At 63.1% G+C, this 24,772-nt stretch carries 18 protein-coding genes; 8 read left to right on the top strand and 10 right to left on the bottom strand.

From position 1 onward, the window contains the following. Window positions 1–10: 10 nt before the first annotated feature. Window positions 11–1,030, top strand: coding sequence for a ribose-phosphate pyrophosphokinase (locus OU682_RS09265; protein ID WP_268941799.1), 1,020 nt, complete (start codon window positions 11–13; stop codon window positions 1,028–1,030). A gap of 58 nt (window positions 1,031–1,088) precedes the next feature. On the opposite strand, the gene purD is transcribed toward OU682_RS09265, so the two are convergent. After that, window positions 1,089–2,345 (bottom strand): phosphoribosylamine--glycine ligase, encoded by a 1,257-nt coding sequence (gene purD, locus OU682_RS09270; RefSeq protein ID WP_268941800.1) that lies wholly within the window; start codon window positions 2,343–2,345, stop codon window positions 1,089–1,091. A gap of 62 nt (window positions 2,346–2,407) precedes the next feature. Here purD and xseA point away from each other — a divergent pair, with 62 nt between their 5' ends. Next, window positions 2,408–3,964: an exodeoxyribonuclease VII large subunit gene (xseA, locus tag OU682_RS09275; RefSeq protein WP_268941801.1), complete on the top strand. Its 1,557-nt coding sequence runs from the start codon at window positions 2,408–2,410 to the stop codon at window positions 3,962–3,964. A gap of 35 nt (window positions 3,965–3,999) precedes the next feature. Here xseA and OU682_RS09280 read toward each other — a convergent pair whose 3' ends face one another. The 3 genes from OU682_RS09280 to trhA form a co-directional block, all read right to left on the bottom strand. Beyond that, window positions 4,000–5,208 carry an MFS transporter gene (locus tag OU682_RS09280; protein ID WP_268941840.1) on the bottom strand — a complete coding sequence of 403 codons (1,209 nt, stop codon included), beginning with the start codon at window positions 5,206–5,208 and terminating at the stop codon, window positions 4,000–4,002. After that, on the bottom strand, window positions 5,205–5,849 hold the full coding sequence (gene eda, locus OU682_RS09285; RefSeq protein ID WP_268941803.1) for a bifunctional 4-hydroxy-2-oxoglutarate aldolase/2-dehydro-3-deoxy-phosphogluconate aldolase: 645 nt from the start codon (window positions 5,847–5,849) through the stop codon (window positions 5,205–5,207). The genes OU682_RS09280 and eda overlap by 4 nt, the downstream gene beginning before the upstream one ends. A gap of 99 nt (window positions 5,850–5,948) precedes the next feature. Then, complete coding sequence (gene trhA / locus OU682_RS09290) at window positions 5,949–6,599, bottom strand: PAQR family membrane homeostasis protein TrhA (RefSeq protein WP_268941804.1); 651 nt, start codon at window positions 6,597–6,599, stop codon at window positions 5,949–5,951. A gap of 235 nt (window positions 6,600–6,834) precedes the next feature. On the opposite strand from trhA, the gene rpsB reads away from it, so the two are divergent. From rpsB to OU682_RS09305, 3 genes are all read left to right on the top strand, one after another. Then, window positions 6,835–7,623 carry a 30S ribosomal protein S2 gene (rpsB, locus tag OU682_RS09295; protein ID WP_268941806.1) on the top strand — a complete coding sequence of 263 codons (789 nt, stop codon included), beginning with the start codon at window positions 6,835–6,837 and terminating at the stop codon, window positions 7,621–7,623. Between the two features lie 82 nt (window positions 7,624–7,705). Next, on the top strand, window positions 7,706–8,617 hold the full coding sequence (gene tsf / locus OU682_RS09300) for a translation elongation factor Ts (RefSeq protein ID WP_268941808.1): 912 nt from the start codon (window positions 7,706–7,708) through the stop codon (window positions 8,615–8,617). Window positions 8,618–8,738: 121 nt separating this feature from the next. Then, window positions 8,739–9,323 carry a (d)CMP kinase gene (locus OU682_RS09305; RefSeq protein ID WP_268941810.1) on the top strand — a complete coding sequence of 195 codons (585 nt, stop codon included), beginning with the start codon at window positions 8,739–8,741 and terminating at the stop codon, window positions 9,321–9,323. A gap of 6 nt (window positions 9,324–9,329) precedes the next feature. On the opposite strand, the gene OU682_RS09310 is transcribed toward OU682_RS09305, so the two are convergent. Next, window positions 9,330–9,599 (bottom strand): I78 family peptidase inhibitor, encoded by a 270-nt coding sequence (locus tag OU682_RS09310; protein ID WP_268941812.1) that lies wholly within the window; start codon window positions 9,597–9,599, stop codon window positions 9,330–9,332. Window positions 9,600–9,679: 80 nt separating this feature from the next. Here OU682_RS09310 and OU682_RS09315 point away from each other — a divergent pair, with 80 nt between their 5' ends. Continuing rightward, window positions 9,680–9,982, top strand: a complete 303-nt coding sequence (locus OU682_RS09315) for a hypothetical protein (protein ID WP_268941813.1) — start codon at window positions 9,680–9,682, stop codon at window positions 9,980–9,982. 1 nt (window position 9,983) lies between these two features. Here the strand turns inward: OU682_RS09315 and OU682_RS09320 are convergent, their stop codons facing one another. Further along, a complete protein-coding gene (locus OU682_RS09320; protein ID WP_268941814.1) occupies window positions 9,984–10,517 on the bottom strand; it encodes a superoxide dismutase family protein in 534 nt (177 codons plus the stop codon). A gap of 124 nt (window positions 10,518–10,641) precedes the next feature. On the opposite strand from OU682_RS09320, the gene OU682_RS09325 reads away from it, so the two are divergent. Both OU682_RS09325 and OU682_RS09330 read left to right on the top strand, forming a co-directional pair. After that, window positions 10,642–10,950 carry an ETC complex I subunit gene (locus OU682_RS09325; protein WP_268941815.1) on the top strand — a complete coding sequence of 103 codons (309 nt, stop codon included), beginning with the start codon at window positions 10,642–10,644 and terminating at the stop codon, window positions 10,948–10,950. A gap of 129 nt (window positions 10,951–11,079) precedes the next feature. Further along, window positions 11,080–12,009, top strand: a complete 930-nt coding sequence (locus OU682_RS09330; protein WP_268941816.1) for an MYG1 family protein — start codon at window positions 11,080–11,082, stop codon at window positions 12,007–12,009. Between the two features lie 291 nt (window positions 12,010–12,300). Here OU682_RS09330 and OU682_RS09335 read toward each other — a convergent pair whose 3' ends face one another. The 4 genes from OU682_RS09335 to OU682_RS09350 all read right to left on the bottom strand — a co-directional run bounded on the left by OU682_RS09335 (window position 12,301) and on the right by OU682_RS09350 (window position 24,724). Then, entirely contained in the window at window positions 12,301–14,841 is a 2,541-nt protein-coding gene (locus tag OU682_RS09335; RefSeq protein WP_268941817.1) for a DEAD/DEAH box helicase, read from the bottom strand. Next, window positions 14,834–15,835 (bottom strand): HamA C-terminal domain-containing protein, encoded by a 1,002-nt coding sequence (locus OU682_RS09340; protein WP_329609796.1) that lies wholly within the window; start codon window positions 15,833–15,835, stop codon window positions 14,834–14,836. Before OU682_RS09340 ends, OU682_RS09335 begins: the two co-directional genes overlap by 8 nt. A gap of 409 nt (window positions 15,836–16,244) precedes the next feature. Next, window positions 16,245–22,103 (bottom strand): anti-phage protein ProA, encoded by a 5,859-nt coding sequence (gene proA, locus OU682_RS09345; RefSeq protein ID WP_268941818.1) that lies wholly within the window; start codon window positions 22,101–22,103, stop codon window positions 16,245–16,247. A gap of 11 nt (window positions 22,104–22,114) precedes the next feature. After that, on the bottom strand, window positions 22,115–24,724 hold the full coding sequence (locus tag OU682_RS09350; RefSeq protein ID WP_268941819.1) for an AAA family ATPase: 2,610 nt from the start codon (window positions 24,722–24,724) through the stop codon (window positions 22,115–22,117). Window positions 24,725–24,772: the final 48 nt, after the last annotated feature.

The following is a 24,772-nucleotide window of genomic DNA, read 5'->3' on the forward strand; positions in this document are numbered from 1 at the left end:
GGCCCCTTCCATGCCTGTCATGACCGAACCCAAGCTGATTTCCGGAAACGCCAACCGCACCCTGGCCGCCGCCATCGCGCGGCGGATGTCGATGCACCGGGGGATGAACGTCAGCCTTTGCGATGCCCGGGTCGAGCGGTTCAATGATCAGGAAATCTTCGTCGAGGTGTTCGAGAACGTGCGCGGCGAGGACATGTACATCATCCAGCCGACCTCGAACCCGGCGAACGACAACCTGATGGAACTGCTGATCATGTCGGACGCGCTGAAGCGGTCGTCCGCGGCGCGGATCACGGCGGTCATTCCCTATTTCGGTTATGCCCGGCAGGACCGCCGCGCCAAGGCCCGCACGCCGATCAGCGCCAAGCTGGTAGCGAACCTGCTGACCGAGTCCGGAATCGACCGCGTCCTGACGCTGGATCTGCACGCGGCCCAGATTCAGGGCTTCTTCGACATTCCGGTGGACAACCTTTACGCCGCCCCGGTCTTTGCGCTGGACGTGCAGCATCACTTCCGGGGCCGCATGAACGACCTGATGGTGGTTTCGCCCGACGTGGGCGGCGTGGCCCGCGCGCGCGAACTGGCGACGCGGATCGGGGCGCCCTTGTCCATCGTCGACAAGCGCCGCGAAAAGGCGGGCGAAGTGGCCGAGATGACCGTGATCGGCGATGTCGAAGGCAAGGTCTGCATCATCGTGGATGACATTTGCGACACTGCCGGAACGCTGGTGAAGGCCGCGCAGACCCTGACCGACAGCGGCGCGACCGAGGTTCACGCCTATATCACCCATGGCGTCCTGTCCGGCCCGGCGGTGGAGCGGGTCAGCAAGTCGGTGATGAAGTCGCTGGTCATCACCGATTCGATCCAGCCGACCGACGCGGTAAGGTCGGCGCCGAACATCCGCATCGTGCCGACCGCGCCGATGTTCACGCAGGCGATCCTGAACATCTGGAACGGCACCTCGGTCAGCAGCCTGTTCGAGACCGATACCCTGCTGCCGATCTATGAAGGGCTGTACTCTTCCCTTTGACGGTCCGCGACCGGCCCCGTCGGATGCCTCCGGCGGGGATATTTGAGTGAAGAAGAAGTCAGAGCGCGCGCCAGCCGATGTCGCGGCGGCAGAAGCCCTCGGGCCAGTCGATGGCATCCACCTGGGCATAGGCGCGCCGATGCGCCTCGGCCAGGGTGGAACCGCGGCCGGTGCAGGCCAGGACGCGGCCGCCGGTGGCGATGGTCTGGCCATCCTTGCCGGCCGTGCCCGCGTGAAAGGTCATGGCGAAGCTGCTCTCGGAAAGGCCATTCAAACCATTGATGACGCTGCCTTTCCGGTATCTTCCGGGGTAGCCCTGCGCAGCCATCACGACCGTCAGGGCGTGGTCGTCCGCCCAGTTGACCGACATGCCGGCCAACCGTCCTTCGGCGCAGGCCAGCAGCAGGTCCAGCACCTGCCCTCCAAGCCGCATCATCAGGACCTGGCATTCGGGGTCCCCGAAGCGGACATTGTATTCGACCAGGCGGGCGCGGCCGCCTTCGATCATCAGCCCGGCGTAAAGGACGCCCTGGAACGGCATCGCGCGGGCCGCCATCTCGGCCACCGTGGGGCGCACGATCTTCGCCATGACCTGATCCTGCAGGGCCTCGGTCAGGATCGGGGCCGGGCTGTATGCGCCCATGCCGCCGGTATTCGGACCGGTATCGCCGTCGCCCACACGCTTGTGGTCCTGCGCGGTGCCGATCGGCAGGCAGTCCTTGCCGTCGCAGAGGATGAAGAAGCTCGCCTCTTCGCCGGCCATGAACTCCTCGATCACCACGGACATCTCGCCGAATTCGCCGTCGAAGATGGCGTCGATGGCCTCGTGCGCCTGCTGTAGGGTTTCGGCAACGGTGACACCCTTGCCGGCGGCCAGCCCGTCGGCCTTGACCACGATGGGGGCACCTTGGGCCGTGACGTATTCGCGCGCGCTTGCGGCATCGGTGAAGCGGGCCCAGGCGGCGGTCGGCGCCCCGCAGGCGTCGCAGATTTCCTTGGTGAAAGCCTTCGAGGCCTCCAATTGGGCGGCGGCCTGCGAGGGGCCGAAAACCAGGAAACCCGCATCCCGCAGGGCATCGGAAACACCGGCGGCCAGGGGCGCCTCGGGGCCTATCACCACGAAGTCGATGGCGTTTTCCTGGGCGAACTCCAGCACATCGGCGCGCGACAGGATGTTCAGGTCGGCGCATTCCGCGACATTGGCGATGCCCGCATTGCCCGGCGCCACGATCAGGCGGTCGCATTTCGGGTTCTGCCGGATCGCCCAGGCCAGCGCATGTTCGCGCCCGCCGCCGCCGAGGATCAGGATGTTCATGGGCCGCCCTTTCGCTTCTGGTCGCGGCGTTCTAGTCTGGGCCGCGAAAGGGAACAAGACGCATGGATTTGCTGGAAGACGCTCCGGGCAGCAACGCCTATGAATTCACGGTTTCGGAACTGTCGGGCGCGGTCAAGCGCAGCCTCGAGGATCAGTTCGGCCGCGTCCGCGTGCGTGGAGAGATCGGCCGTGTGTCGCGTCCCTCGTCGGGGCACCTGTATTTCGACCTGAAGGATGACCGCTCGGTGCTGGCGGCCGTCACCTGGAAGGGGCAGGCGTCCAAGCTGGCGCAGCGCCCCGAGGAGGGGATGGAGGTCATCGCCACTGGCCGGATCACCACCTTTCCAGGCCAGTCGAAGTACCAACTGATCGTGGACCAGATCGAGCCTGCAGGCTTGGGCGCCCTGATGGCCATGCTGGAAAAGCGCCGCCAGGCGCTTGCAGCCGAAGGGCTTTTTGACGAAGCGCGCAAGCGGCCGCTGCCGTCCTTGCCGCGCGTGATCGGGGTCGTGACCTCGCCTTCCGGGGCGGTGATCCGCGACATCCTGCACCGGCTGCGCGACCGCTTTCCGACCCGTGTGCTGATTTGGCCGGTAGCGGTGCAGGGCGAAGGCTGCGCCCCGCAGGTGGCCGCCGCGATCCGGGGTTTCAACGACCTGCCGCAGGGCGGGGCGATCCCGCGCCCGGACCTGCTGATCGTCGCCCGGGGCGGCGGCAGCCTGGAGGACCTGTGGGGCTTCAACGAGGAAGCCGTGGTCCGCGCCGCCGCCGAAAGCCGCATTCCGCTGATCTCGGCCGTGGGGCACGAGACGGACACGACGCTGATCGACTTCGCCTCGGACCGGCGCGCGCCAACGCCGACCGCCGCGGCGGAAATGGCGGTGCCCGTGCTGGCCGAACTGTCGGCGCGTCTGGCTGAATCGCAGGCCCGGCTGCTGCGCTGCAGCCTGCATCACATCGACCGTCCCCGGCAGCGGCTGCGCGACCTGTCCCGCGCGTTGGGCCGACCGGCCGCGCTGACGGAAAGCGCCCGGCAGCGCCTGGATCTGTGGGCCGGGCGGCTGGACCCGGCGCTGCACGGGCTGGTGCGCACGCGCAGGCACCAGCTTGCGGCGCGGCCCATGCCGGTGGCGCTGTTGCGCCGGTTCACGGATGGCAAGGGCCACGCGCTGCACCGGCTGGAGCACCGGCTGGATGCCGCCGCGACCCGGCGGCTGGAGCGGCGTCGCGACAGGATGACGGCGATGCAGGAACGCCTCGATGCTTCGCTGGCGCGGGTGATGGCGATGACGCGGCGGGCGATTTCCACGCAGAATCAGAAGCTGGCCGACCTGTCGCGGCGGTTGGATCTGGCGGCGCATAGGGCGATCCGCACGCGCGATGATGCGTTGCAGCGGATGGATCGGATGCGGCTGTCGCTTGGCTATACCGAAACGCTGAAGCGGGGCTTTGTCGTTGTGCGCGGTCCGGATGGTGTTGTCACCTCGGCCCAGGCCGCGCGCCAGATGCCGCAGGTGGAGCTGGAATTCGCGGACGGCCGCGTCATTGCCCGGCCGGAAGGCGCGCCGTCTAAACCCGCGCGCAAGCCCAAGACGCCTGAACAGAAATCGCTGTTCTGATCTTCATCTTGGCCCCAGGGCGAAGCGCCCTGCCTTCACCCATCCTCCGGGCGCAGCATCAGCCAGATCAACGACCCTCCTGCCAGCACCAGGAAGGGCAGCATCGCCAGGTTGACCGCGCTCCAGCCCGCGATGACCGATCCGCCGCTGCAGTTCATCAGCCCGCCCGACGACAAGGAGGCGAGGAACACGCCGCCGAAAACCACGGCGTCGTTCAGCCCCTGGACGCGGCCCCGTTCCTCGGGCGCGTGGGCACGGGTCAGCATGGCGGTGGCGCCGATATACCCAAAGTTCCAGCCCATCCCCAGCAGGATCAGGGTGGCGAAGAAATGCGACAGTTCCACCCCCGACAGCGCCGTGGCCCCGGCGAAGGCCAGCAGCAGCAGGCCCACGGCGACGATCCGTTCGGCCCCGAAACGGGCGATCAGGTGGCCGGTGAAGAAGCTGGGGCCGAACATGGCCAGCACATGCGCGCTGACGATATTGGCCGCGTCGGTGGGTGCAAAGCCACAACCCACGACCGCCAGCGGGGTCGAGGTCATCACCAGGTTCATCAGCGCATAGGCGACCATGCCGCAGATCATTGCGACGGCGATCTGCGGCTGGCGCAGCAGTTCGGCCAGTGGGCGACCGGCGCCATGATCTGCTTCGGCAAGGGCAGGTTTCGGACTGTCAAGAAACGCGAACAGGAAAGGCCCAAGCGCGTTCAGCCCGATCACCGCCAGATAGGCCGCAAGGAAGGGCACCGCCGTCAGCCCGTCCGTCGCGCGCACCACGGCGGGGCCGATGATCGCGGCCGCCAGCCCGCCCGCCATTACCCAGCTGATCGCGCGGGGGGCGTAATCCTCGGACGCGAGGTCGGTCGCGGCGAAGCGGTAAAATCCTTGGGCGGACATGTAGATGCCGGTTAGCAGGGACCCGGCCATGAACAGCCAGAACGATCCGGCCGACAAGCCCCAGGCCGCCAGGGCGGCACCCATGCCACCCGCCAAGACGGCAAGCAGGAACCCGGTCTGCCTGCCGCGTTCCTGCATCAGCCGGGCCAGGGGCCGGGCCGTCAGGGCGGATCCCAGCACGATCATCGACAGGGGCAGGGTGGCGATGCAGGGGTGGGGCGCCAGTATCTGGCCCGCAAGCCCCCCGACGATGAATATCACCGACATCTGCGCGCCCAGGATCGCCTGCGCCGCCACCAGCACGATCACGTTGCGGCGGGCGCGCCTGTCGTCGGTGGACAAGGTCAGCCCCGGCTCAGCCTGGATGCGGCATGCGCCCGTTCCTGGATCGCGCCCCAGTTCTCGGCCCTGACATCGGCATCGGTGGCGATCCAACTGCCGCCCACGCAGACCACGTTCGGCAGGGACAGGTAGTCGCCGGCATTGGCGGTCGTGATGCCGCCGGTCGGGCAGAAGCTGATCTTCGGCAAGGGCCCCGCCAGCGATTTCAGCGCGGGCGCGCCGCCGATCGCCTCGGCCGGGAAGAACTTCAGCATGTCATAGCCGGCATCGGCGGCGCGCATCACCTCGGACGCGGTGGCGGCGCCGGGCAGCAGCGGCAGTTCCAGTTCCTCGCAGGCCGCGATCAGCCGGTCGGTCAGGCCGGGCGAGACGGCAAAGGTCGCCCCCGCATCCTTGGCGCGTTTCGCGTCATCCGGGGTCAGCACCGTTCCCGCGCCCACATGCCCGCCCGAAACGCCCGACATCGCCTGGATCGCGTCCAGCGCGGCATCCGACCGCAACGTGATCTCCAGCACCGGAAGGCCGCCGGTCACCAGCGCCTGCGCAAGGCCGGCCGCGCGTTCGGCATTCTTGATGACGATAACAGGGATCACCGGGGCCAGCCGGCACAGCGCCCGCGTCTTTTGCGACTGGATTTCAGGATTCATGGCGCCACCTCGTCTACCGCGATCTGCCGGCAAACTGCCCGCTGGTCGGGGTCGATGCAAGCGCTTTGCCGTGCCGGACGCGAAATTGCGTTATCGCTATCAGACCGCGACCAGCACGGCGACATAATGGATCGCGGCCGCGGTGACGACAAAGCCATGCCAGATCGCGTTCTGGAACCGCAGCCGTTGCCAGACATGGAAGATCACGCCGGCGGTATAGACCACACCGCCCACGACGATCAGCAGCATCGACACCGGCGGCAGATGGTCCGAGATGGGGCCAAAGGCGATCAGTCCGCTCCACCCCATGAGGATATAGAGCAGGATCGCCAGCCGGTCGTATCGTCCAGGCAGCAGGCATTTCAGCGCGACGCCAAGCGCCGCCATGGTCCAGATCGACACCAGCAGCGCCAGCACCGTCGGGTCAGAGGATGCCTTGTGCAGGAACGGCGTGTAGGTCGCGGCAATCAGGATGAAGATCGCCGAGTGATCGAGCCGCCTGAGATACCATTTCAGCGGTGAATGCGGCAGCATGTTGTAGGTGAAGGACGCGGCCAGCGCGAGGATCAGCCCGCCGCCATAGATCGCCGCCGCCAGCAGTTCCGCCCGCTCGGCCGAGATCGCGGTGTGGAAGATCAGCGCGGTGACGCCCACCAGGGCCAGGGCAACCCCGACTCCGTGGACAATTCCGTCTGCAAGCACTTCATAGAAATCGTATTGTCGTCCAAAGTGAAAGCGGCTGTCGGCCATGGCTGGACCCCTTTCTGTTCGATCTTGCCTGACCGGCCCAGTCCCAGCAACTGACAGATTCGTCATGTTTTATCTGGCCGGGCACCTGACGGGGCTTGCAAATTCGCCGTGCAGGGTCTATTTGCCCGCTCACTTCACAGGCAGGGGCGGGCCCTTGCGGGAGAAATCCGCAAAAGGTCCACCGGTTGGGGCATCTGCCCTGAATTCCCCTGCCAAGGCGCAAACCGGAAAGGACATGGACATGGCGCTTCCCGAATTCTCTCTGCGTCAGCTGCTTGAAGCTGGCGTTCACTACGGTCACCAGACGCAGCGCTGGAATCCGCGCATGGCGGAATTCATTTATGGCGACCGCAACGGCATCCACATCCTGGACCTGACGCAGACCGTCCCGATGCTGGACGCGGCCCTGCAGGTCGTGCGCGACACCGTCGCCAAGGGCGGCCGCGTGCTGTTCGTCGGCACCAAGCGCCAGGCCCAGAAGCCGATCGCCGATGCCGCCGAACGTTCGGCACAGTTCTACATGAACCACCGCTGGCTGGGTGGCACGCTGACCAACTGGAAGACCGTCTCGCAGTCGATCAGCCGCTTGAAGGCCATTGACGAGACCATGGCTGGCGGCGCCGAGGGTCTGACCAAGAAAGAGCGTCTGCAGCTCGAGCGCGAGCAGCAGAAGCTGCAAGCCTCGCTGGGCGGCATCCGCGACATGGGCGGCCTGCCGGACCTGCTGTTCGTCATCGACGTGAACAAGGAAGACCTGGCGATCCTGGAAGCCAAGAAGCTGGGCATCCCGGTCGTGGCCGTGGTCGATACCAACTGCTCGCCCGAAGGCGTGGACTACATCATCCCCGGCAATGACGACGCCGCCCGTGCCATCGCGCTGTATTGCGACCTGGCCAGCCGCGCCGCGCTTGACGGCATGTCGGCCCAGATGGGCGCGGCGGGTGTCGATGTTGGCGCGCTGTCCGAGGCTCCCGAGGAGCTTCTGGACGAAGCGGCCGGCGAACAGGCGACCGCCGACGCCTGATCGGCATTGCACGGTACTTTTACGGAATTGTCGTCAGGCGGGGATATGCCCCGCCTGACGCGTTGATCAAAGGAGACGGATCATGGCTATCACCGCCGCGATGGTGAAAGAGCTGCGCGAAACGACCGGCGCAGGGATGATGGACGCCAAGAAGGCGCTGACCGAAACCGACGGCAACATGGAAGCCGCCATCGACTGGCTGCGCACCAAGGGTCTGGCCAAGGCTGCCAAGAAGGCCGACCGCGTCGCCGCCGAAGGTCTGGTGGGCGTTCAGGTCACCGATGGCCGCGGCGTCGCCGTCGAGATCAACTCGGAAACCGATTTCGTTGCCAAGAACGCGGACTTCCAGCAGCTCGTGCGCGAGATTGCCGAAATCGCGTTGACCACTGCCGACGACATCGAGGTTCTGAAGGCCACGCACCTGAACGGCAAGCCGGTCGCGGACGTGCTGACCGACGCCATTGCCCGCATCGGCGAGAACATGACGCTCCGCCGGATGCACGCGCTGGAAGGCGACACTGTCGTCTCGTATGTCCACAACGCCGCTGCCGAAGGCATGGGCAAGATCGGCGTTCTGGTCTCGCTGAAGGGCGACAAGGACAAGGCGCAGGCTATCGGCAAGCAGTTTGCCATGCACATCGCCGCAACCAGCCCGCTGTCGCTGTCCGAAGCCACGCTGGATCCGACCCTGCTGGAGCGTGAGCTGCAGGTCCAGACCGCCAAGGCGCTGGAAGAAAACGCCGCCTCGGCCAAGCCGAAGCCGGAAGCCGTGATCCAGAACAACATCATCCCCGGCCGGATGAAGAAGTTCGTGGGCGAAAACACGCTGCTGGGCCAGCCCTTCGTGATCAACCCCGACCTGACGGTCGAGCAGGCCGCCAAGGAAGCGGGCGTCGAGATCACCGGCTTTGCCCGGGTCGCCGTCGGCGAAGGCATCGAGAAGAAGGAAGAGGATTTCGCAGCCGAGGTCGCCAAGACCCTCAGCGGCGCCTGATCCGTTCTGCTTCGTGAAGACAACGCCGGTCCTTGGGGCCGGCGTTTTTCCTTGTGCGATTGCAACTGGACCTTCCCGGCCTGCCCATGCCATGCAGGGGCGCAACCAGTCTGACCGTGCCATGCCATTCATCATCGCCATCGACGGACCCGCCGCCTCGGGCAAGGGCACCATCGCCCGCGCGCTTGCCGCGCATTTCGGCTTTCACCACCTGGACACCGGGCTTCTGTATCGCGCGACGGGGGCCAAGGGCGGCGATCCGGTGCTGGCCGCGCAGACCCTGACCGCCGGCGATCTGGCCCGGCCAGACCTGCGCAGCGCCGGGGCAGGGCAGGCAGCGAGCCGCGTCGCCACGATCCCCGAAGTGCGCGCCGCCCTGGTTGAGTTCCAGCGGCGCTTTGCCCTGCAGGAGCCGGGCGCGGTGCTGGACGGGCGCGACATCGGCACGGTGATCTGCCCCGATGCGGCGGTTAAGCTTTATGTCACCGCCTCGGACCAGATCCGCGCGGTGCGCCGTGCCGCCGAGTTGGGCGCACATGTCGGTGACATGCTGGGGGAGTTGCAGGAACGCGACCGCCGCGACAGCGAACGTGCAACGGCCCCCTTGAAGCCCGCTGCTGACGCGGTGGTGCTGGACACGACCGAACTGACGATCCCCGATGCCATCGCGCGCGCCATCGCCCAGGTGGACCGGGCGCGGGCCTGACGCCCGTCAGCCGCAGGTCACGCTGGTGATCCAGCCCTTCGGATCAAGGAAGATGTTCAGCCGCCGCGGCTGATATTCCCGCGTGACAACCTGGCCCGGGCTGATTTCCCGGCGGGGCAGTTGCGGCGGCAGATAGACTTCGCCGATATTCATGCCTACCAACTGCTGGTGCTGGCTCAGGTCGCAACTTGTGGCGGCGACGGTCAGGCTATAGCCCGAACAGGCGGTCAGGGTTGTCGCGGCCAGGATGGAAAGCGTTGCGCGGGCCGATGGCATTCGATCACCTCTCTGTGTTTGAGGCAGAACGATTGCGCAGCCGGCTCGTTCCCTTGGGGGCCGCGAAAGGAGAAAAAACGATGAAACAACAACTTGCGGCAATTCTGATTTCGGTTCTTCCGGTTGCGGCCTGGTCGTCCAGCGACGAAGCTTGGGAGGAATTCCGCGCCGCTGTCGATCAGTCCTGCCGCGCCCTGATCGAGGCGCCGGCCGGGGTCGACATCGCGGTCGCGGTCAATCCCTTCGGCTCTGAAAGCTATGGCGCCGCGCTGGTCACGATCGGCAACGAGGACGGCCAGGACCGGATGATCTGCATCCATGACAAGGCGACCGGCAAGGCGGAATTGACGGCGCCCTTTCCGGACGCCGCCGCGGCACAGTGATCTAGCTGGCTTGGGCAAGACTGCCGCAGCCGATCCGGCCGCCGGCATGGCCCGAGGGCTGCCCGGTATAGTCGTCGGGTTGTTCGTGGATGACGATGGCCGATCCGTCCTCGTCAGCCAGCATGTCCTTGGTCAGGCCAGGGACAAAGTACTCGACCATCAATGTCCCGTTGTCCGGGACGTGGATGTTCGGCAGATCGCCCGGATGCGGGCCATTTTCTGCCATAATTCCGTGTTCCTTGTCGCCGGCCAGATGTCCGCCCGCCGATTCGAAGTCCGGGGGCGAGCATTCGCCGGTCTGGTGGATATGGGCGCCGTGGATGCCAGCCGGAAGGCCCTGCAGTTCCAGGGTAACAAGCATCATGCCGGACGGGGTTGCGACCACCGTGGCGGTGCCCCGGCTTTCGCCCTCGGCCGTCTTGATCTCGGCAATCATCGGCGCCTCGCCTTCGGTGGCGGCGGGCGCGGCGGTCTCCTGTGCGGTGGCGGGAAGGGCCATCAGCAGCCCTAGGGCGGCAGCGGTTCGGAATGGCATGGAAGCCTCCTCTGGTTGCAATCCCGGCCTCAACGCCGCGATGCCGCTGGTGTTCCGACCCTTGAACCGGGCCGCGTCATTGGCGATAAGTCCCCAAGACCCGCCCCCGAAAGGTAGCCTCGAAATGCGCGTTCGCATCTATCAACCCGCCCGCAATGCCATGCAGTCCGGCACCGCGCGGACAAAGAAATGGGTGTTGGAATTCCCGCCCGTGGGGCGCGAGATCGATCCGCTGATGGGCTGGATCAGCAGCGACGATACCCAGAGCCAGGTCCGCCTGCGCTTCGACACCCTGCAGCAGGCTGAGGAATATGCGCGCGAGCATGGCCTGGATTATGTCGTCCAACCGCCTCACAAGCGCGCCGCCAACGTCCGCCCGCGCGGCTATGGCGAGAATTTCGCGACCGACCGCCGGGGCCCCTGGACCCACTAAGGGTTTGTTGTTCGGGGCATAGTTGCTGCCGGCTAGGGGTATGTTTGTTCAGTTCGGGGCAAAGGTTTCGTAAGCCATTGATTCTTCGCTGACCGCCTCCGGGCGGTCATCTGCTTTTCAGGACATGTCATGACCATCGCCCATCTCGTCACCCACTCCGGCGGCTTTCACGCCGACGAGCTTCTCTCGTCGGTCATCCTGACGCGGCTTTTTCCGCAAGCGCGGATCCTGCGGACGCGTGATGCGGCTTGGACCACACCGGCGCCGGACCGGGTGATCTATGACGTTGGCCGCGACCACGATCCGGAGCGGCTGATCTTCGACCACCACCAGAAGAGCCCGCCGCTGCGCGACGACGGCCAGCTCTACAGCTCCTTCGGCCTGATCTGGCGGCACTTCGGCCAAGACTATCTTCGGGCCTTCGGTGTTCCCGATCTGGATCTGGACATGATCCATGCAGCGTTCGACGCCAATTTCGTGCTGCCCATCGACCTGGTGGACAATGGTGCCTTGTCGCCTACCGGGCCGCTGGCGGACCTGTCCCTGCCGCTGCTGCTCGAAAGCCTCAAGCCTGTCTTCGACGACCGCAGCCCGGGTGCCGATGACCGGGCCTTCGACCACGCGTTGACCATCGCTCGAGCCTTCGTCGAGGCGGCGGTTACACGCAAGGCCGCCAAGCTGCGTGCCGAGGCTGTCGTCGTGGAGGCCATCGCCGCCGCCGGAGAAAGCCGGGTCCTCGAACTTCCAATGGGCATGCCCTTCCGCTCTGCCATCGAGAGGGCGGGCGCCGATCACCTGCTGTTCGTGGTCCACCCCCGAGAAACAGACTGGACCCTGACCGGCATCCGCCGCGAGCCCGAGGGTTTCGCCCTTCGCGCCGACCTGCCGGAGGCCTGGGGGGGACTGACCGACGCCGCGTTTGAAGCCGCCTCGGGCGTGCCCGGCGCGCGCTTCTGCCACAACGCTCGTTTCATCGCTGTGGCGGCGGATCGTGATGCCGCTCTGCAGCTTGCTGCAATAGCAGTGCAACATGCGGGGGCACTGCGAGGAACAGCTTGAGAGCCTGCACTTGTCCCAAGTGGCAGCTTCTCCTCAGTAACCGAAACAGGCCTGAATGCGGATGATAAGCGGTGCAGCATGTAGTAGCACAGCGGGAATTGAACAGACAAGCAGACTTGCAGCATGTCTGACCAGTCCCGCACTTTTTGCCATACTATCGACGCGAAAAGTCCATAGCTGCCGGCTATCCAAGGCGTAGCGACCTGCTCGAGGTAGCTAGGAGCTACCCTTCGAGTCCGGCTGGGCATACGGGGTGAGTCGGTCCGGAATAAAACACTTACATGGTTTAAGCTATGCCATTCGGAGAACTCTTTGAATCTCTTTTGCTGACGCGACTGGTATGTCTAGAGATTGAATGTTTTGCCTTTCGATCCAGCTTCTCGCTTCGGATTGCGACATGTCTTCCCTTCTCGCCAGCCTCTGCAGGCGAGTGGAGGTGAACCGAGATAGACCAATCCCTATAAAGCTCATCATCGTAACAGAGCTTGCTCCCATTTCGAGGTAGAAAGGAACTGCGGGAATAGATTTCACGCTATCCTTATGGCCGCATTTTAGGAGCGCGGCCTCGAGAATCGCGTTGTAGCAAGAGAATAGGCGAACGTATTTGAACCTAACATCGCTTTCTATCTCCGTGAGGGTATTCCTAATGACCGTCGCGGTATTGCTGGTCCTCCCCCGGGCGCGAAGGAACTCTATATTTGCATCAATTATGACTGGCAGTGGATCCCCACGCATCCATCGCAGAATGAGTTGAGCGTAATAGTGGGCTGATTTGTCACTCCTCGGAAGCTTTAAAATCTCCTGATGGCATCGATGCAAGACTGCAACATAACTTACATATGCCCCCGGGTCTCTCGGATGTTTAGGAATGACGTAGCTTGGTCCTTTTGCTTTGATGCTCTTTTCAAGGCGCGTGAGCAGATCATTCTGCTTGTAGATTGATACGGTGGGGGATGCCGAAATCGTTTCAGCTCTCAGGGGAACAGACGCAACAGCGCGGGAAATCGATGCCTCCAGAGCAACCCTACGAGTGTCAAAATCAGGCAAACCTGAATTGCTCAGGGTCTGGGCTAGCCGGCCGTGCATATGGTCCTGAACGAGTTTGACGAAGGTATTCTCGAACTCGTCCGGCTCCCGTGGATTTGGAATGTGCTCCCTATTATCGATATACGATATTAGACTATCGGTTCGATTTAACAGGTGAGATTGTAGGGACGGTTCTACGCTTCGATCCGCTGATCCAGAAAGAGGGTCTGACTCCCAAGAACCGTAGTCAATTAAAAAAATGTTTCCGGAGAACTCGCGCCCTAAGCGCCCAGCACGTCCCGCAAGGTTCCAGAAGTCCACTGAGGAGATAGGCTCTTCGCCCTTCCGAGGATTTCGGAGGAAAAGATTACGCGCCGGTAGATTCACGCCCTGAAGTAGGGTGCTAGTCGTCACTAAAAAATTCAGCGACCCATCGCCAAATGCGTCCTCAATTGCTTTGCGAACCAGAGATGGTAGCCGCCCGTAATGATAGCCAACACCTTGCAAAACGAACGATGCCAGCTGGAAGTCGGGGTGAACCGCGTCCTTTATAAACTTGGATAACTCCAACTGTCCAGGCGTTGGCTCTCTTGGCTCCGTGTCGCTCAGGCCAAAAGCAATGTTTTCGCATTCACTGGGTCCGTAGGCATACACCAAGCTCTGGCCACTGGTGCCCAATCTTAAGGCAAGGTTTACAAGCTTCGCTACATGATCGAGCAAGGGTTGATCGCAGTCGATCGTCCCGACTTTCACAGGCTGCTTGCCGTCTAGGAAGCTCAGAACTGCTTGCTTTGTATCTGACAGTCCGGTCTCCAAAAAGAAGATGTTCTGCAAGACTGCCGGTTCGTCGGTTGTCACGGCAACTGCATCTCGCCCGAAGCCTCGTGAGAGGCGCTCCGGCGTTGACAGGTTCGGGCCAGCGAAAATCATCTGGCAGTCCTCGTCGCGTCGTAGGCATTCCTCGACAACGCTAGATAGCAAGACACCTCTTGGCCCATCCCCAAGGTTCTGCGCCTCATCAATCACTAGGAGTTGAAGCTTCAGGAAAGGATGAGCGGCAAGCAGTAGCTGTAGTCGCTCCTGCGTTACGACAAATAGCGCTCGTATGGGCAGTGCGCTTTCCGGATGAACCGGAGTGGTTAGCAGTTCGACTTGCAGCGGTGAGGTCTTGACCCAAGCGGAGGCATCCTCAGAAACTTGAGTAATTAGGGCGCGCGAGGGGACAATGATCGCAGCATAGCGAATGCGATCATCCTCAAATAAACGGCGTGTGAAAGATTGCAGGACAAAAGACTTTCCTGCCGATGTCGGCGCAGATACACCAATTGTTTTTCCTGAATTCAGCTTATTCCATAATTCTAGCTGGAAATCGGTGAGGGATATCGAATTGTCCGCAATTTTTACGCTATTCTGCGAACGCCTGATCACGCTCTCTGCAACCATCTGCTGCGGTAGGGCATGTTCACTAATGGAATAGCGCCGTTTGGCGAAGTCTAGTGCTGGAAAGTTGCCCAAGCGCCCCAACGCCAATAGCAAAGCGTAGGTCGAACCGGGAAGATCATGTGCGGCAAACTCTGCAATGTTGGTTGCGATTTCGTATGAACGTCGCCGATATTCGCGACGTTCTGATGACGCAAGGGCAATTGCACTTTGGGTCAGTCTTTGGATAATCCGAGAGTGATCCTCAAAACCATCTTTCGCGCCCACAAAGCCAAATAGGCTTGTGAAGACCAAGCGCCTCAATGCGCTGGTTTCCTCGTGAAACTTAGGATGAGACCAGATTCTGTTGGCAAGTTCTTCAATCATTTGGCCACCCAATCCTGCTCTGAAATTTATCACGAAACTCTTGAGCGGACGGGACAGGAACTAAGAAGAATTCAAATCTGAGATGGCCGATGTTACGATCTGCAAGTTTCTCGGGGAGACTGGTCAAAAATTTATGCATCTCGACGTTCGCAGCGTTGACAAATTCTTTCTCGCACAGCTCGATATCTATGTCGCCAACAATCGGAAATGGGAAGTCGAAGACCAATAAGCATGCGAAAGAGGTGACGCATTGATTGTATTCTTCGTTGTAAGGATCCAAATATCTAATAAAAGCTTCTTTAGCATCCGGAGATGCTGTATTAAAGTCCGAGAAATTAGAAACAATAGGAATTTCGAGATTTTGACCGCCTTCCTCGTGGAAATCTTTTATCGACTTCATCGCACTAATAAACGCGCCGCCAAGTGAGTTGTGCGCCTTTGACTCACCCCAGTATAGATGAAGTCTTTTCGTCGAGTCGTCAAACCTTGCATGAATGCCATCGGTGCCGTGGACTGGCATGTTATTGTTAGTTTTTAAATACATCTTCGAAACAATTTGAGGGGCCTTCAGCAACCATTCCACAAGGATGAATAGAAGAATTTCACCAGCTTCACCGGATCGATGGCTTCCCTTTTTAGCCTTTATGAAAAGGCTGCGGGCCCGCTCGTGGAGTCGAGTGGAGATTTGGTTCACCAAAACCGTGTCGCCGCAAGCTAACGCATCCGCAAGGTTGCTATGCGCAGTCATTATCTCGGATTTCGGGAGGCAAAATGAGACAATCTGATGGAAGAGAACGTCGATGAACTCATCAAATGTCGGGGCTCCATCTTTGAAGGCGATGTAGCTGCAGCGGGCATTTATCCTATCTCCGAGTTCGCTCGTATCATAATCGAGGTGTCGAATGCGGCTCGATAGCCTCGTAAAGTTTCCGAGGAAAGCATCAAGTTGTTGAGTAAGAAATTCGGTGCCTTTGGAAAATCGTTCGGTTCGAATATGTCATATACGCACGATCCTTCAAGGTCTGTCAGTGTTCAAGACTTAGTTCGCCGTGGTGTTGCAGGATTGGCATTCTTTCAGTATCGATAGGACTTATTGGAAGCCGTCGATGAAGCGTCCGCACAGTTTAATTCATCCTCAGACCGGCTTATCGGTTGGGTTCCGACGGCGGCGTCCTAGTCGACTGGGCGTGGCTCGTTACTTACTCGAAGTGTGGTTCAACTTCTTCGACGGTCCGCTTCCTTTGCTCCTTGGCCAGATAAGCGCACCGCTTGAACGTCCACATTGCCCCGCCTCCAGACATTGACACCCGCAATGGATGAGCTCGCTTCGGATGTCCGCTTTGAAGAGCGCTGCCGCGCGACATCCGAGACACCGACCGTCGGTTGTGGGCCGACTTTATGGGTCAGAACTCGCGGCTGCAGTTTGTTGATAATGTGCTTTGTTGCCAATCACGACAAAGCTTCAGATAATCCCTAGCATCCTTGCTGAGCCGCGCGATGCCGAGCAGACGTGCAAGCTCCAAGTCCGGGTCTTCAGCTTTGAATATTTTGGCTTCATCCCGATCAATGACGCTAGCGATCTCGGATCTTGATATTTCCCGCAGTGTCCGATCGCCCATACCCCTGTAGGGAACGCGGTTCCTTATGCTGCCCTTCTCCCAGAGGAACCTAACATTCCCCTCGACTGTCACATTGAAGGCGTCATGTAAGGCCGACAGACGTGCCTGGATGCGGCCGCCGGTTCGTTGCCAGCCGTGAAGCTGGGAAATCCGGCGGGCAAGAAAGCTGTCGGGGATCGGACCCTCTGCGGCGACGATCTGCTGCATCAGGCTGCGGAGGTCGGCCGTGTAGTCGTCATCGAAGAAGCGATCGGCACTTGGTTGGATGCCTTGCAATGGCAAAGGCGCCAGCAACGTGCCCGCCGCGTTATCGGCGAAGAGAACCGCTCGTTCCTCAACAGCTTCGTCGCTCTCATCGGCGTCTGATTGCTGCGGATCGGGTGCAGGCATTGGTAGGAGCGAGGTTCCCTCCGCGACGGGCGCATCCTCCTCGACAGGAACCTGCTGCGCGTCCTCTTCAGCCCGGCGCGCCCGGTCAGCTTCCAGAATGGCTTGGAGGCCGGCGTCGATGCGCCTGACGGCGGCATCTGGGGCGCGGAACCAGTCGGTCGACCAGATCCGCAGAATCTTCCAGCCCAAGCCTTCCAGAACAGCCTGACGGATCCGGTCTCGGTCGCGCGCTGTTGCCGAGGAATGGTAACGCGCTCCGTCGCACTCCACGCCGGCCAGCCAGACGCCCGCGTGATCGGGATGCCGCACGCCCAGGTCGATGCGGAAGCCCGACACGCCGATCTGCGTGTGGACCTCCCAGCCTTTTGCCGCCAAGGCATCGCGCACCCCTTCCTCGAAGGGAGAGTCTGCGGGTCCGACCGATCCGCTGTCCTGCGCGGCAAGAGCCACCGGTCCCCGGTTGGCGAAGTCAAGAAAAGCCTTGAGATCCGCAACTCCGCGGGCGCGTGTCCTTGTGGTGTCAATCTGATCGGCGGTAATCGAGGCAAAGACGTGCAATTCCGCCCGTGCCCTTGTGACGGCGACGTTCAGGCGCTTTTCGCCGCCGTCCTTGTTCATCGCACCAAAGTTCATGGTGAACTTGCCAGTCTGGTCCGGACCGAAGGTGATTGAGAACAGCATCACGTCGCGTTCATCGCCCTGGATGTTCTCCAGGTTCTTGACGATCACTGGCTCTTCCCGCTCGTCGGCGAAGAACCATTCTAGATCGGGGTTTGCCTTGCGCTCGGCATCAAGCAGGTCGAGGATCAGTCCCTGCTGCTGGGCGTTGAAGGTGATCACGCCCAGGGTGGGACGCTCTTCCTCGGGCAGCCTCAGCCATTCCGTCAGGCGCTTGCGAATGAAGGCAGTGATTGCACGCGCCTCCTCGGCATTAGTTGATCCTGTGCCGCGCCCATAGATGCCGTTGACCTTGTGCAGCCGCACAGCATTGGCAGAAGCGTCGGGCGAGGGGAACGTGACCAGGCCGCCGTCATAATAGTAATGGTTTGAAAACGCGATTAGCGCCTCGTCCCGGCTGCGATAATGCCAGTTCAGTCGATGGGTCGGGATGCCTGCAGCCGCCACCTCGTCCAGGATGGACGGCATGTCCTTTTCGAATTCAGCGAGTTCAGCGCCTTCCTGGGTGCCGTCATCGCTGCGCCCGAAGAAGTTCGTCGGCGGAAGCTGCTTCGGATCACCCACGATGATCGCTTGGCGCCCGCGGGCAATTGCGCCAATGGCATCCCAGGTCGAGATCTGCGAGGCTTCGTCGAAGATGACGAGGTCAAACTGCGCCTGCCCGGCGGGCAAATATTGGGCAACCGACAAGGGCGACATCAGCACGCACGGTGCCAGCTTGCCGAACGTCGTCGGCATGTCGGCAATCAGGCTGCGGATCGCCCGCGTCGGGCGCTGCAATCCCAGTTGATGCCGTAGAACCCCCAGTTCCGAATTCCGCGGGACCGAGTCGCGCGTGGGGAGATCATTTCCCAGCCGCCGCATTACCTCGTCGGAGGCGAGATTGGCCAGGGCATCATCAAGGTCCCGGAAGCGGCGGATCAGGGCGTCATGTTCCCAATGCGCAAAGCCACGCAGGCAGGGTTCGGCATCCATCGCCAGCCGCAGCCACCAGGCCATATAGGCCTGCTCGAAAGCACGCATGGTATCGGAAATATCTGCCTTCTCCTCCAAGGCGCGAACCAGCGGCTCCAATCCGGCACCGAGGGCCTCGGCTCGACAGGCGCGCCATTTCAGCCAGTCACCGAAGCGGTCCTGCAACGGCTCCAATCCGGCCAGCAGGGAGTCGCATTCTTGCGGCGAGACGCCTCCTGCATCGGCAAAGGCCGCTGCGGCTTGATCGGACCTGTTCGCTGTGTCGTGCAGGGCTTGCAGCAGGGAAGCAAAATCGCCGCCCGCGGCACGGGACAGTTGGGGCCTGTGTTCTTCCAGCCGCGCGGCGGGCAGGCCGGCGGCGCGCAAGTGCCGTTCCAGATCCAGGAAAGCGAATGCCGCATCGATCTCGGCAGCAAGGCGAGCGGCATCCGTCTTCTCGCCCGCAAAGCCAGGCAGCGACCGCAGGCTTGAGGCCGCGATGTCCTGCCGTGCGCGCAGAAGCTGCTTTAGTGCCGGAAGGTCGCGTGCAGGATCCGCCTGACCCGCGCTTGCATAGCTTTGCAACAGCTTGCGGAGTTTTTTCTGGGCCATGCCGGCGAAGGGCCAGGACTTTCCCTGCGCCTCACGCCACTGCAGTTCCAGAGCGTCCAGCGGCATGTCGGCCAAGCCCTCGTCGGGGTAGCGGGCCGACAGTGCGGACCGGGCCTGGGCTGCGCGCGACAAGGCATCCTTCAGAGCGTTAAGTCCGGCGCGGGCGTCAGCGGGGTCGCGCAGCGCCTCGGGAGAGACGGCGGGCTTGTCCAGCCGCTGCGCTGCCAGCCAGACAAGCGCGGCGGCAATATCCGGATTTTCCGCCTCTGACAGGGACAGGCCAAGCCGCTGCGCTAGGGTTCCTCGCGCGTCCCGTGCTGCGCTTCGGGCAAGACGTAGCGCACGGACGCATTCGAGATAGCGGTCCTGCCAGCCATAGGACCATTCGGCGCGATCCAGCAGTGACAGTGGCCCGGCAGGGTCCAGGTCTGCGACAATGCGCTGGCGCGCCCCCAGATCGGCGGCCAGCCTTCGCAAACGCTGCCAGCTCGCCTCGTCGTGACAATCCTTGTTGTCGAAACGCAAGGCAAAGCCCGGGGTGGCGGCCGCAACCTTGCCGATGGCCTGGTAGACGCTGAAGCCCTGTGTGCCAGGCCGATGCAGCGCATCGACATAGGCGTTCAGCTGGTCGCGCGTCAGGCGCAGGTCCTCGGCAACCCGGACCCATTCCTGCGCTCGTGCCGCACTGGCTCTGTCCCAGGACCGGCCAAGCTGAGTCAGCACACTCTTGCGGTCAGCCTTGCTGGAATGCAGTTCCAGCACCGCGTCGCCGAGCCCGTGACGTTCCAGGCGTCGATGCACCACATCCAGCGCGGCGGACTTTTCCGCTACGAACAAGACGGTGCGCCCCCGGCCAAGCTGGTCGGCGATGATATTGGTGATCGTCTGGCTCTTGCCTGTGCCGGGCGGGCCAATCAGCACGAAGTTGCGTCCCTGCGCTGCGGCCAACACGGCAGCCAGTTGGGAGCTGTCGGCAGGCAGCGGCGCCAAGAGATCGCCGGGCGCATGCTTGCGATCGATATCCGACGGATGGGGCATGGAGGTTCTGGCGCCCTCGAACGTCTCGGTCGGATTGTCCACGAGATGAGCCACCAGCCGGCTTTCGCGCAGACTGTCGGTGCGGTCGACCAGATCCTTCCACATCAGGTATTTCGCGAAGGAGAAGGTCGAGAGCGCACATTCCTCGACGACCTCGAAGCCTGCCACGTCGCGCACCCGCTGACGCAGGATCTCCATGATGCGCGGGATGTCTAGGCCGCTTTCATCACGCGGCAGTTCCCCCTCCAGATCGGGGATGCGCAGTTCGAAATCGCGCTTGAGCATCTCCAGAAGCGTGGAGTTGATCCGAACCTCGTCTTCGAGCTGGCTCAGACGATATTCCGATTGGGCCGAGCGGCGCTCGAGCTTTACTGGCAACAGCAGAAGCGGCGCGCGATAAGACCGGGTGTCGCCCTCCGATCTCTTCCAGCGCAGGAAGCCGACCGCCAGGAACAGCGTATTGGTGCCGCCTTCGGCCATGTCGCTGCGCGCCTTGCGGTAAAGCTCGGTCAAACGCGCTGCCATGTCGCGTGCGGTCAAAGGCACCGCAATCTGTCCCCGCATCAGGGCATCCACCGCCAGATCCCGTTCGATGTGGCGGGCCTCGTCGGCCGGGATGTCTCGGCCCGAGACGGCATTCTCGTCCTTGAGCGCCAGCAAGCGGAAGACCTCGCCATTGGCAAGCCGGTCCTCCGTTGCCGAGATGTCCGGGCAAACCATCGGCACCGCGCCGCGCGTGTCGCGGAAGTTCAGAAGACGGTTGGCCAGCGACAGGTCCAGCAGCTTGCGCTGCCAGCGTTCGATACGACCCATGGCCGTCGTGGGCGCTTCCTCGACCAGTTCGCCTGGCAACAGGCCCAGATCCAGTGGCCGCGGCAGAGCGGCGGGTGACGCAGCAATGTCCTCGTGGGCAGCAGGGGCAGGAGTGCGATGGCTGGCCAGCGGGCGGATGCGCGCGGCGCGGGCACGGTTGATATCCACCACCTGGATGAATTCTGTCTCACGGGCTTCGGACAGGCGGTCGCGTCCGGCGGCGATGGCTTCCTCGAAGCCCACGGCGGGACGGCGGGTCAGCAGGGTAGTTTCCAAGGGCACGAATTCACGCGCCACCGTAGCCTTCCTGACGGCCACCACATCAGGTTCGACCAGCCGACCGAAGTCCTTTCTGACCAGCCACACCCCTACCCAAGCATGACCATGTGAGAAAAGCACGGCCGCGTTCAGCCCTGCCGCTTCGTAGGCGGCCGCGATGAGCAGGGTGCTATCGAGGCAGGTCGCAAGGCCTTCGGAAACGATCCGTTCGGGATCGCGGATCTTTTGACCAACCCGTTCAAAGGAAGCAGGCGGCACGGCATAGGTCAGGCCGAGGCCCGTTGCCGCCGACCAGATTGCGCCCGCCAGCATCCACACGCGATGTGGATCGCCGCCCTGGTAACCATCGATGGCGCCCGAATGGCCTGCCGCCTCCAGCAGCCGGCCAGCCTCCTTCAGGATCCGGGCGACCGCCGGCTGATTGGGCGAGACAAAGGCTGCCAGGATGTTGTCCATCTCGGCCAGACCGCCCCATTCGTCCCGAGCCAGCATCTCGATCCGGTGGGTCGATGTGACGTCTTCCAGTCCCTGCGCCGACAGCCGGAACTGCAGATGGCCGATCTCCGCCTCGTCCAAGCCCCCCAGCAGCGCGGTATCAAGCGGCGTTTCCAGATCGCTCAACTGCAGGGTGACACCCGGGGCGATGCTGTCGATGACCCAAGTCTTTTCTCGCAGGATGGCGGGACTTGCAAAAAGCGTCAAACGGACATCTCGAACGGCCTCTGTTCCCGTGTTCTCGATTGCCAGCCGCTTGACGATTGCCACGCCGTTCTGGGCAGTGGCAAAGTTCACCTTGCCCGCAAGAGCGGGATGCAAGCTCAGGGCCAAGGTCGGTTCGGACGTTTCCAGAGAGACGGGGGGCGAGCTTTCATCCTGCATGGGCGCGGCTTTCACAGGGATTGCAGATCAATGACGTTGGCCGAGGGACAGGCGGCAAGGGCAAGGTCGCATAAATGGCGGTGATGGGTCAGATAGATCACCTGTCCCAGACGCGACATGTCCGACAGCAGCGCGAAGGCCGCGGTGGAACGGTGATCGTCGAAGGTTTCCATGATGTCGTCGGCGATGAAGGGAACCGACGGGCGGCTTTGGGCCAGTTCGTGATAACCGGCGATGCGCAGGGCCAGGTAAAGCTGGAACCTCGCGCCCTTTGAAAGATCGGGCGCCACTTTCGCCCCCTCACCGGCGGAAAGCGCCACGAGGATTTCGTTTGCGCCGTCGGGCTGGCTGGTCAGGCCGCTGTAAGCCCCCATGGTCAGCCTGCTGAACGCGTCCGAGGCACGGGCCATCATGGCGCTGCGGTGCTGGTCACGGTAACGCCGCATTCCTTTCTCGAAAGCCATCAGGCCAAACCTGGCAGCCAGGTGATCACGCGCGCGGTCTCGGATCTCCAGCAGCAGGTTCTGGCGGTCCGATGCGATCCGCGCCAGCGCATCATCCCCGCCCACGGCCTCGATTTGCCGCCTGGCCTCGTGATGGGCTTCCAGAAGGGTTTCGGTCTCGCGACGCAGAAGCTGCGCGTCGGCCTTGAGCGTCTCGATCTGTTGGCGGATCGTCAGTGGGTCGTCCCTTTCGCCGGGCCTGGGGCGGTCGCGAAGGTCATCTTCCAGGGCGGCGATGTCGCGGCGCAGCTTTGTCGCCTCTAGGCAGCAGGCAACATGTTCGGCCAGCGTGCATTCGCCCTCCGGCCAGCCGAGTGACGCGCCGAGATCGGCGGCTTCCCTTTCGCGAAGGGCAAGGAGGCGGCGATCGTCCTTGTCCTGCAGCATTTCAGCGTCGCGCTGCCCGGCAATCCCCTCGCAGTCGCGCGCCGTATCCTGGGCCCGGCGCAGGCGCTGCAGCACATCGCTCCACGGCACCGTGTCCGGCATGCCAAGCGACAGCGTGATAGCCGATCTGGCCTGCCGGAAACGGTCCTGGTTCGCCTGCATCTTGGCGATCCGGTCTTCCAGCATCGCCAGATCGCGCACGGCAGTGCCAAGCTGATCCAGCAGATCAAGGATCGCGCCCAGGCCGGGGTCATCGTCGGGATGGTTCGCCAGGACCGTGTCGCGGCACGCCTCGGCCCATTGTTCCTGCCAGCCGGCCAGCGCATCGCGGGCTTCCTTTTCGGCCTGCTCGCGTTCGCGCAGGTCTGCTGCAAGCCCGGTCAGTCGGCGTCGCGCCTCTCGGCGGCGGTCTGTCGCGTCCAGGCGCGCAAGAGCGGCGGCCAGCAAGGTCTCGTATTCACGCGCCTCGCCGTCGCCCGTTTGGCCGAGCGCTGCGGCAAGCGCGCGCGTCGCGCTGTCCAGCAAGTCGTTGCTGCGGGCAAGCGCCGCCTCGGCATCGCGCAAGGCGTGGCGTTCGGTCAGCGCGGCAAGCCGCAGGTCCAGCCAACGTTGAAGGTCAGGCAGCGATCCCCCGGTCAGACCAAGCGCTCCGCAGGCAGAGTCGCTCTCGGCGCCGATCGCCATGCGCTTTTGTCGGGCAGTCTGAAGCCTTGCCTTGGCATCGTCCAGCCGTGCGCCGATCTGGTCCCGTTCGTTCCGCTGCAGGGCTTCCCGCCTTGCCGCGGCCAAGGCTTCGGCAAGAAGCGCCGAAATGCGGTCATCCTCGCGCAGGGCCTGTTCGAAGCTCTGGGCGCTGCTTGCGGTCATGTTGTCCAGATGCTCGGCCCACAGGGCCTCGCGCCTGCCGCGCGCGGCGGCGGCATCGGCCAGGGTCATGCCTGTCGCTGTCAGGACCCCGGCCTCGCCCGCCATGTCAGCCTGCAGGCGATCCAACTGGTCCTGCAGGCCCCCGACCTCACGGCGGATGTCCTGTTCCTGCTGGCGGGCGGTTTCGCCATCAGACTCCCATTGGCGGATCTGCCAACCGGGCGGGACGGCAAGCGCGGCCAGACTGTCGCCGTCCCCGGACCAGGGAGCCAGCACCTCGATGGCGGCCGACAACCTGCCCTGCGCCTGATCGCGGTCGCGCAGCGCACGGTTGCGGACATCATCCGGATCCTGGGCACGCAGTCTGGTCAGCAGCGCGGAAAGCGCGGCGTCATCATCGACGGGTTCGGAACTGCCGAGCTGGTCCCGTTCCCGCGCCAGCAGATTTGCGGCCTTGCGGGTCTCAGACAAAGCGGCGGCCAGGGCAGTCAGCAAGCCCGAGCGTTCGGACAACAGCGACCGCATCCGCGCCAGAGGGGCGGACGGCAGCACAAGATCCGGCGCCTGACGGTCGCGCTGCCCCAGTTCCGAGAGAAGCGCACCAACGCGCGCCTGCACCTCGGCTGCCTCTTGCCGCCTGCGAGGCAGGTCCTTGATGGCGGTGTCATGCTCCGACCGCAGCGCCTCGGCCGCATGGATGTCGTCCGCGCAGGCCAGCACGGCGGGGTCTGCCACAAGGGAGGCCAGCTTTTCCTCGAACCCCTGCAGCCGCACGGCACGGTCGGCAAGGCGGGTATTCAGTTCCAGCCGCTCGCGCTCGATCCTGGCACAGTCGTCCTGAACGCGGGCTTCGATCTCGGGCAAATGGGCCGTCGTCTGGAATTGGTCCTGAAGCGCAGACAGCCTTGCCAG

Origin of the sequence: Paracoccus benzoatiresistens (genome assembly GCF_026913015.1) — a bacterium.
GTDB classification, from domain to species: Bacteria; Pseudomonadota; Alphaproteobacteria; order Rhodobacterales; family Rhodobacteraceae; genus Paracoccus; species Paracoccus benzoatiresistens.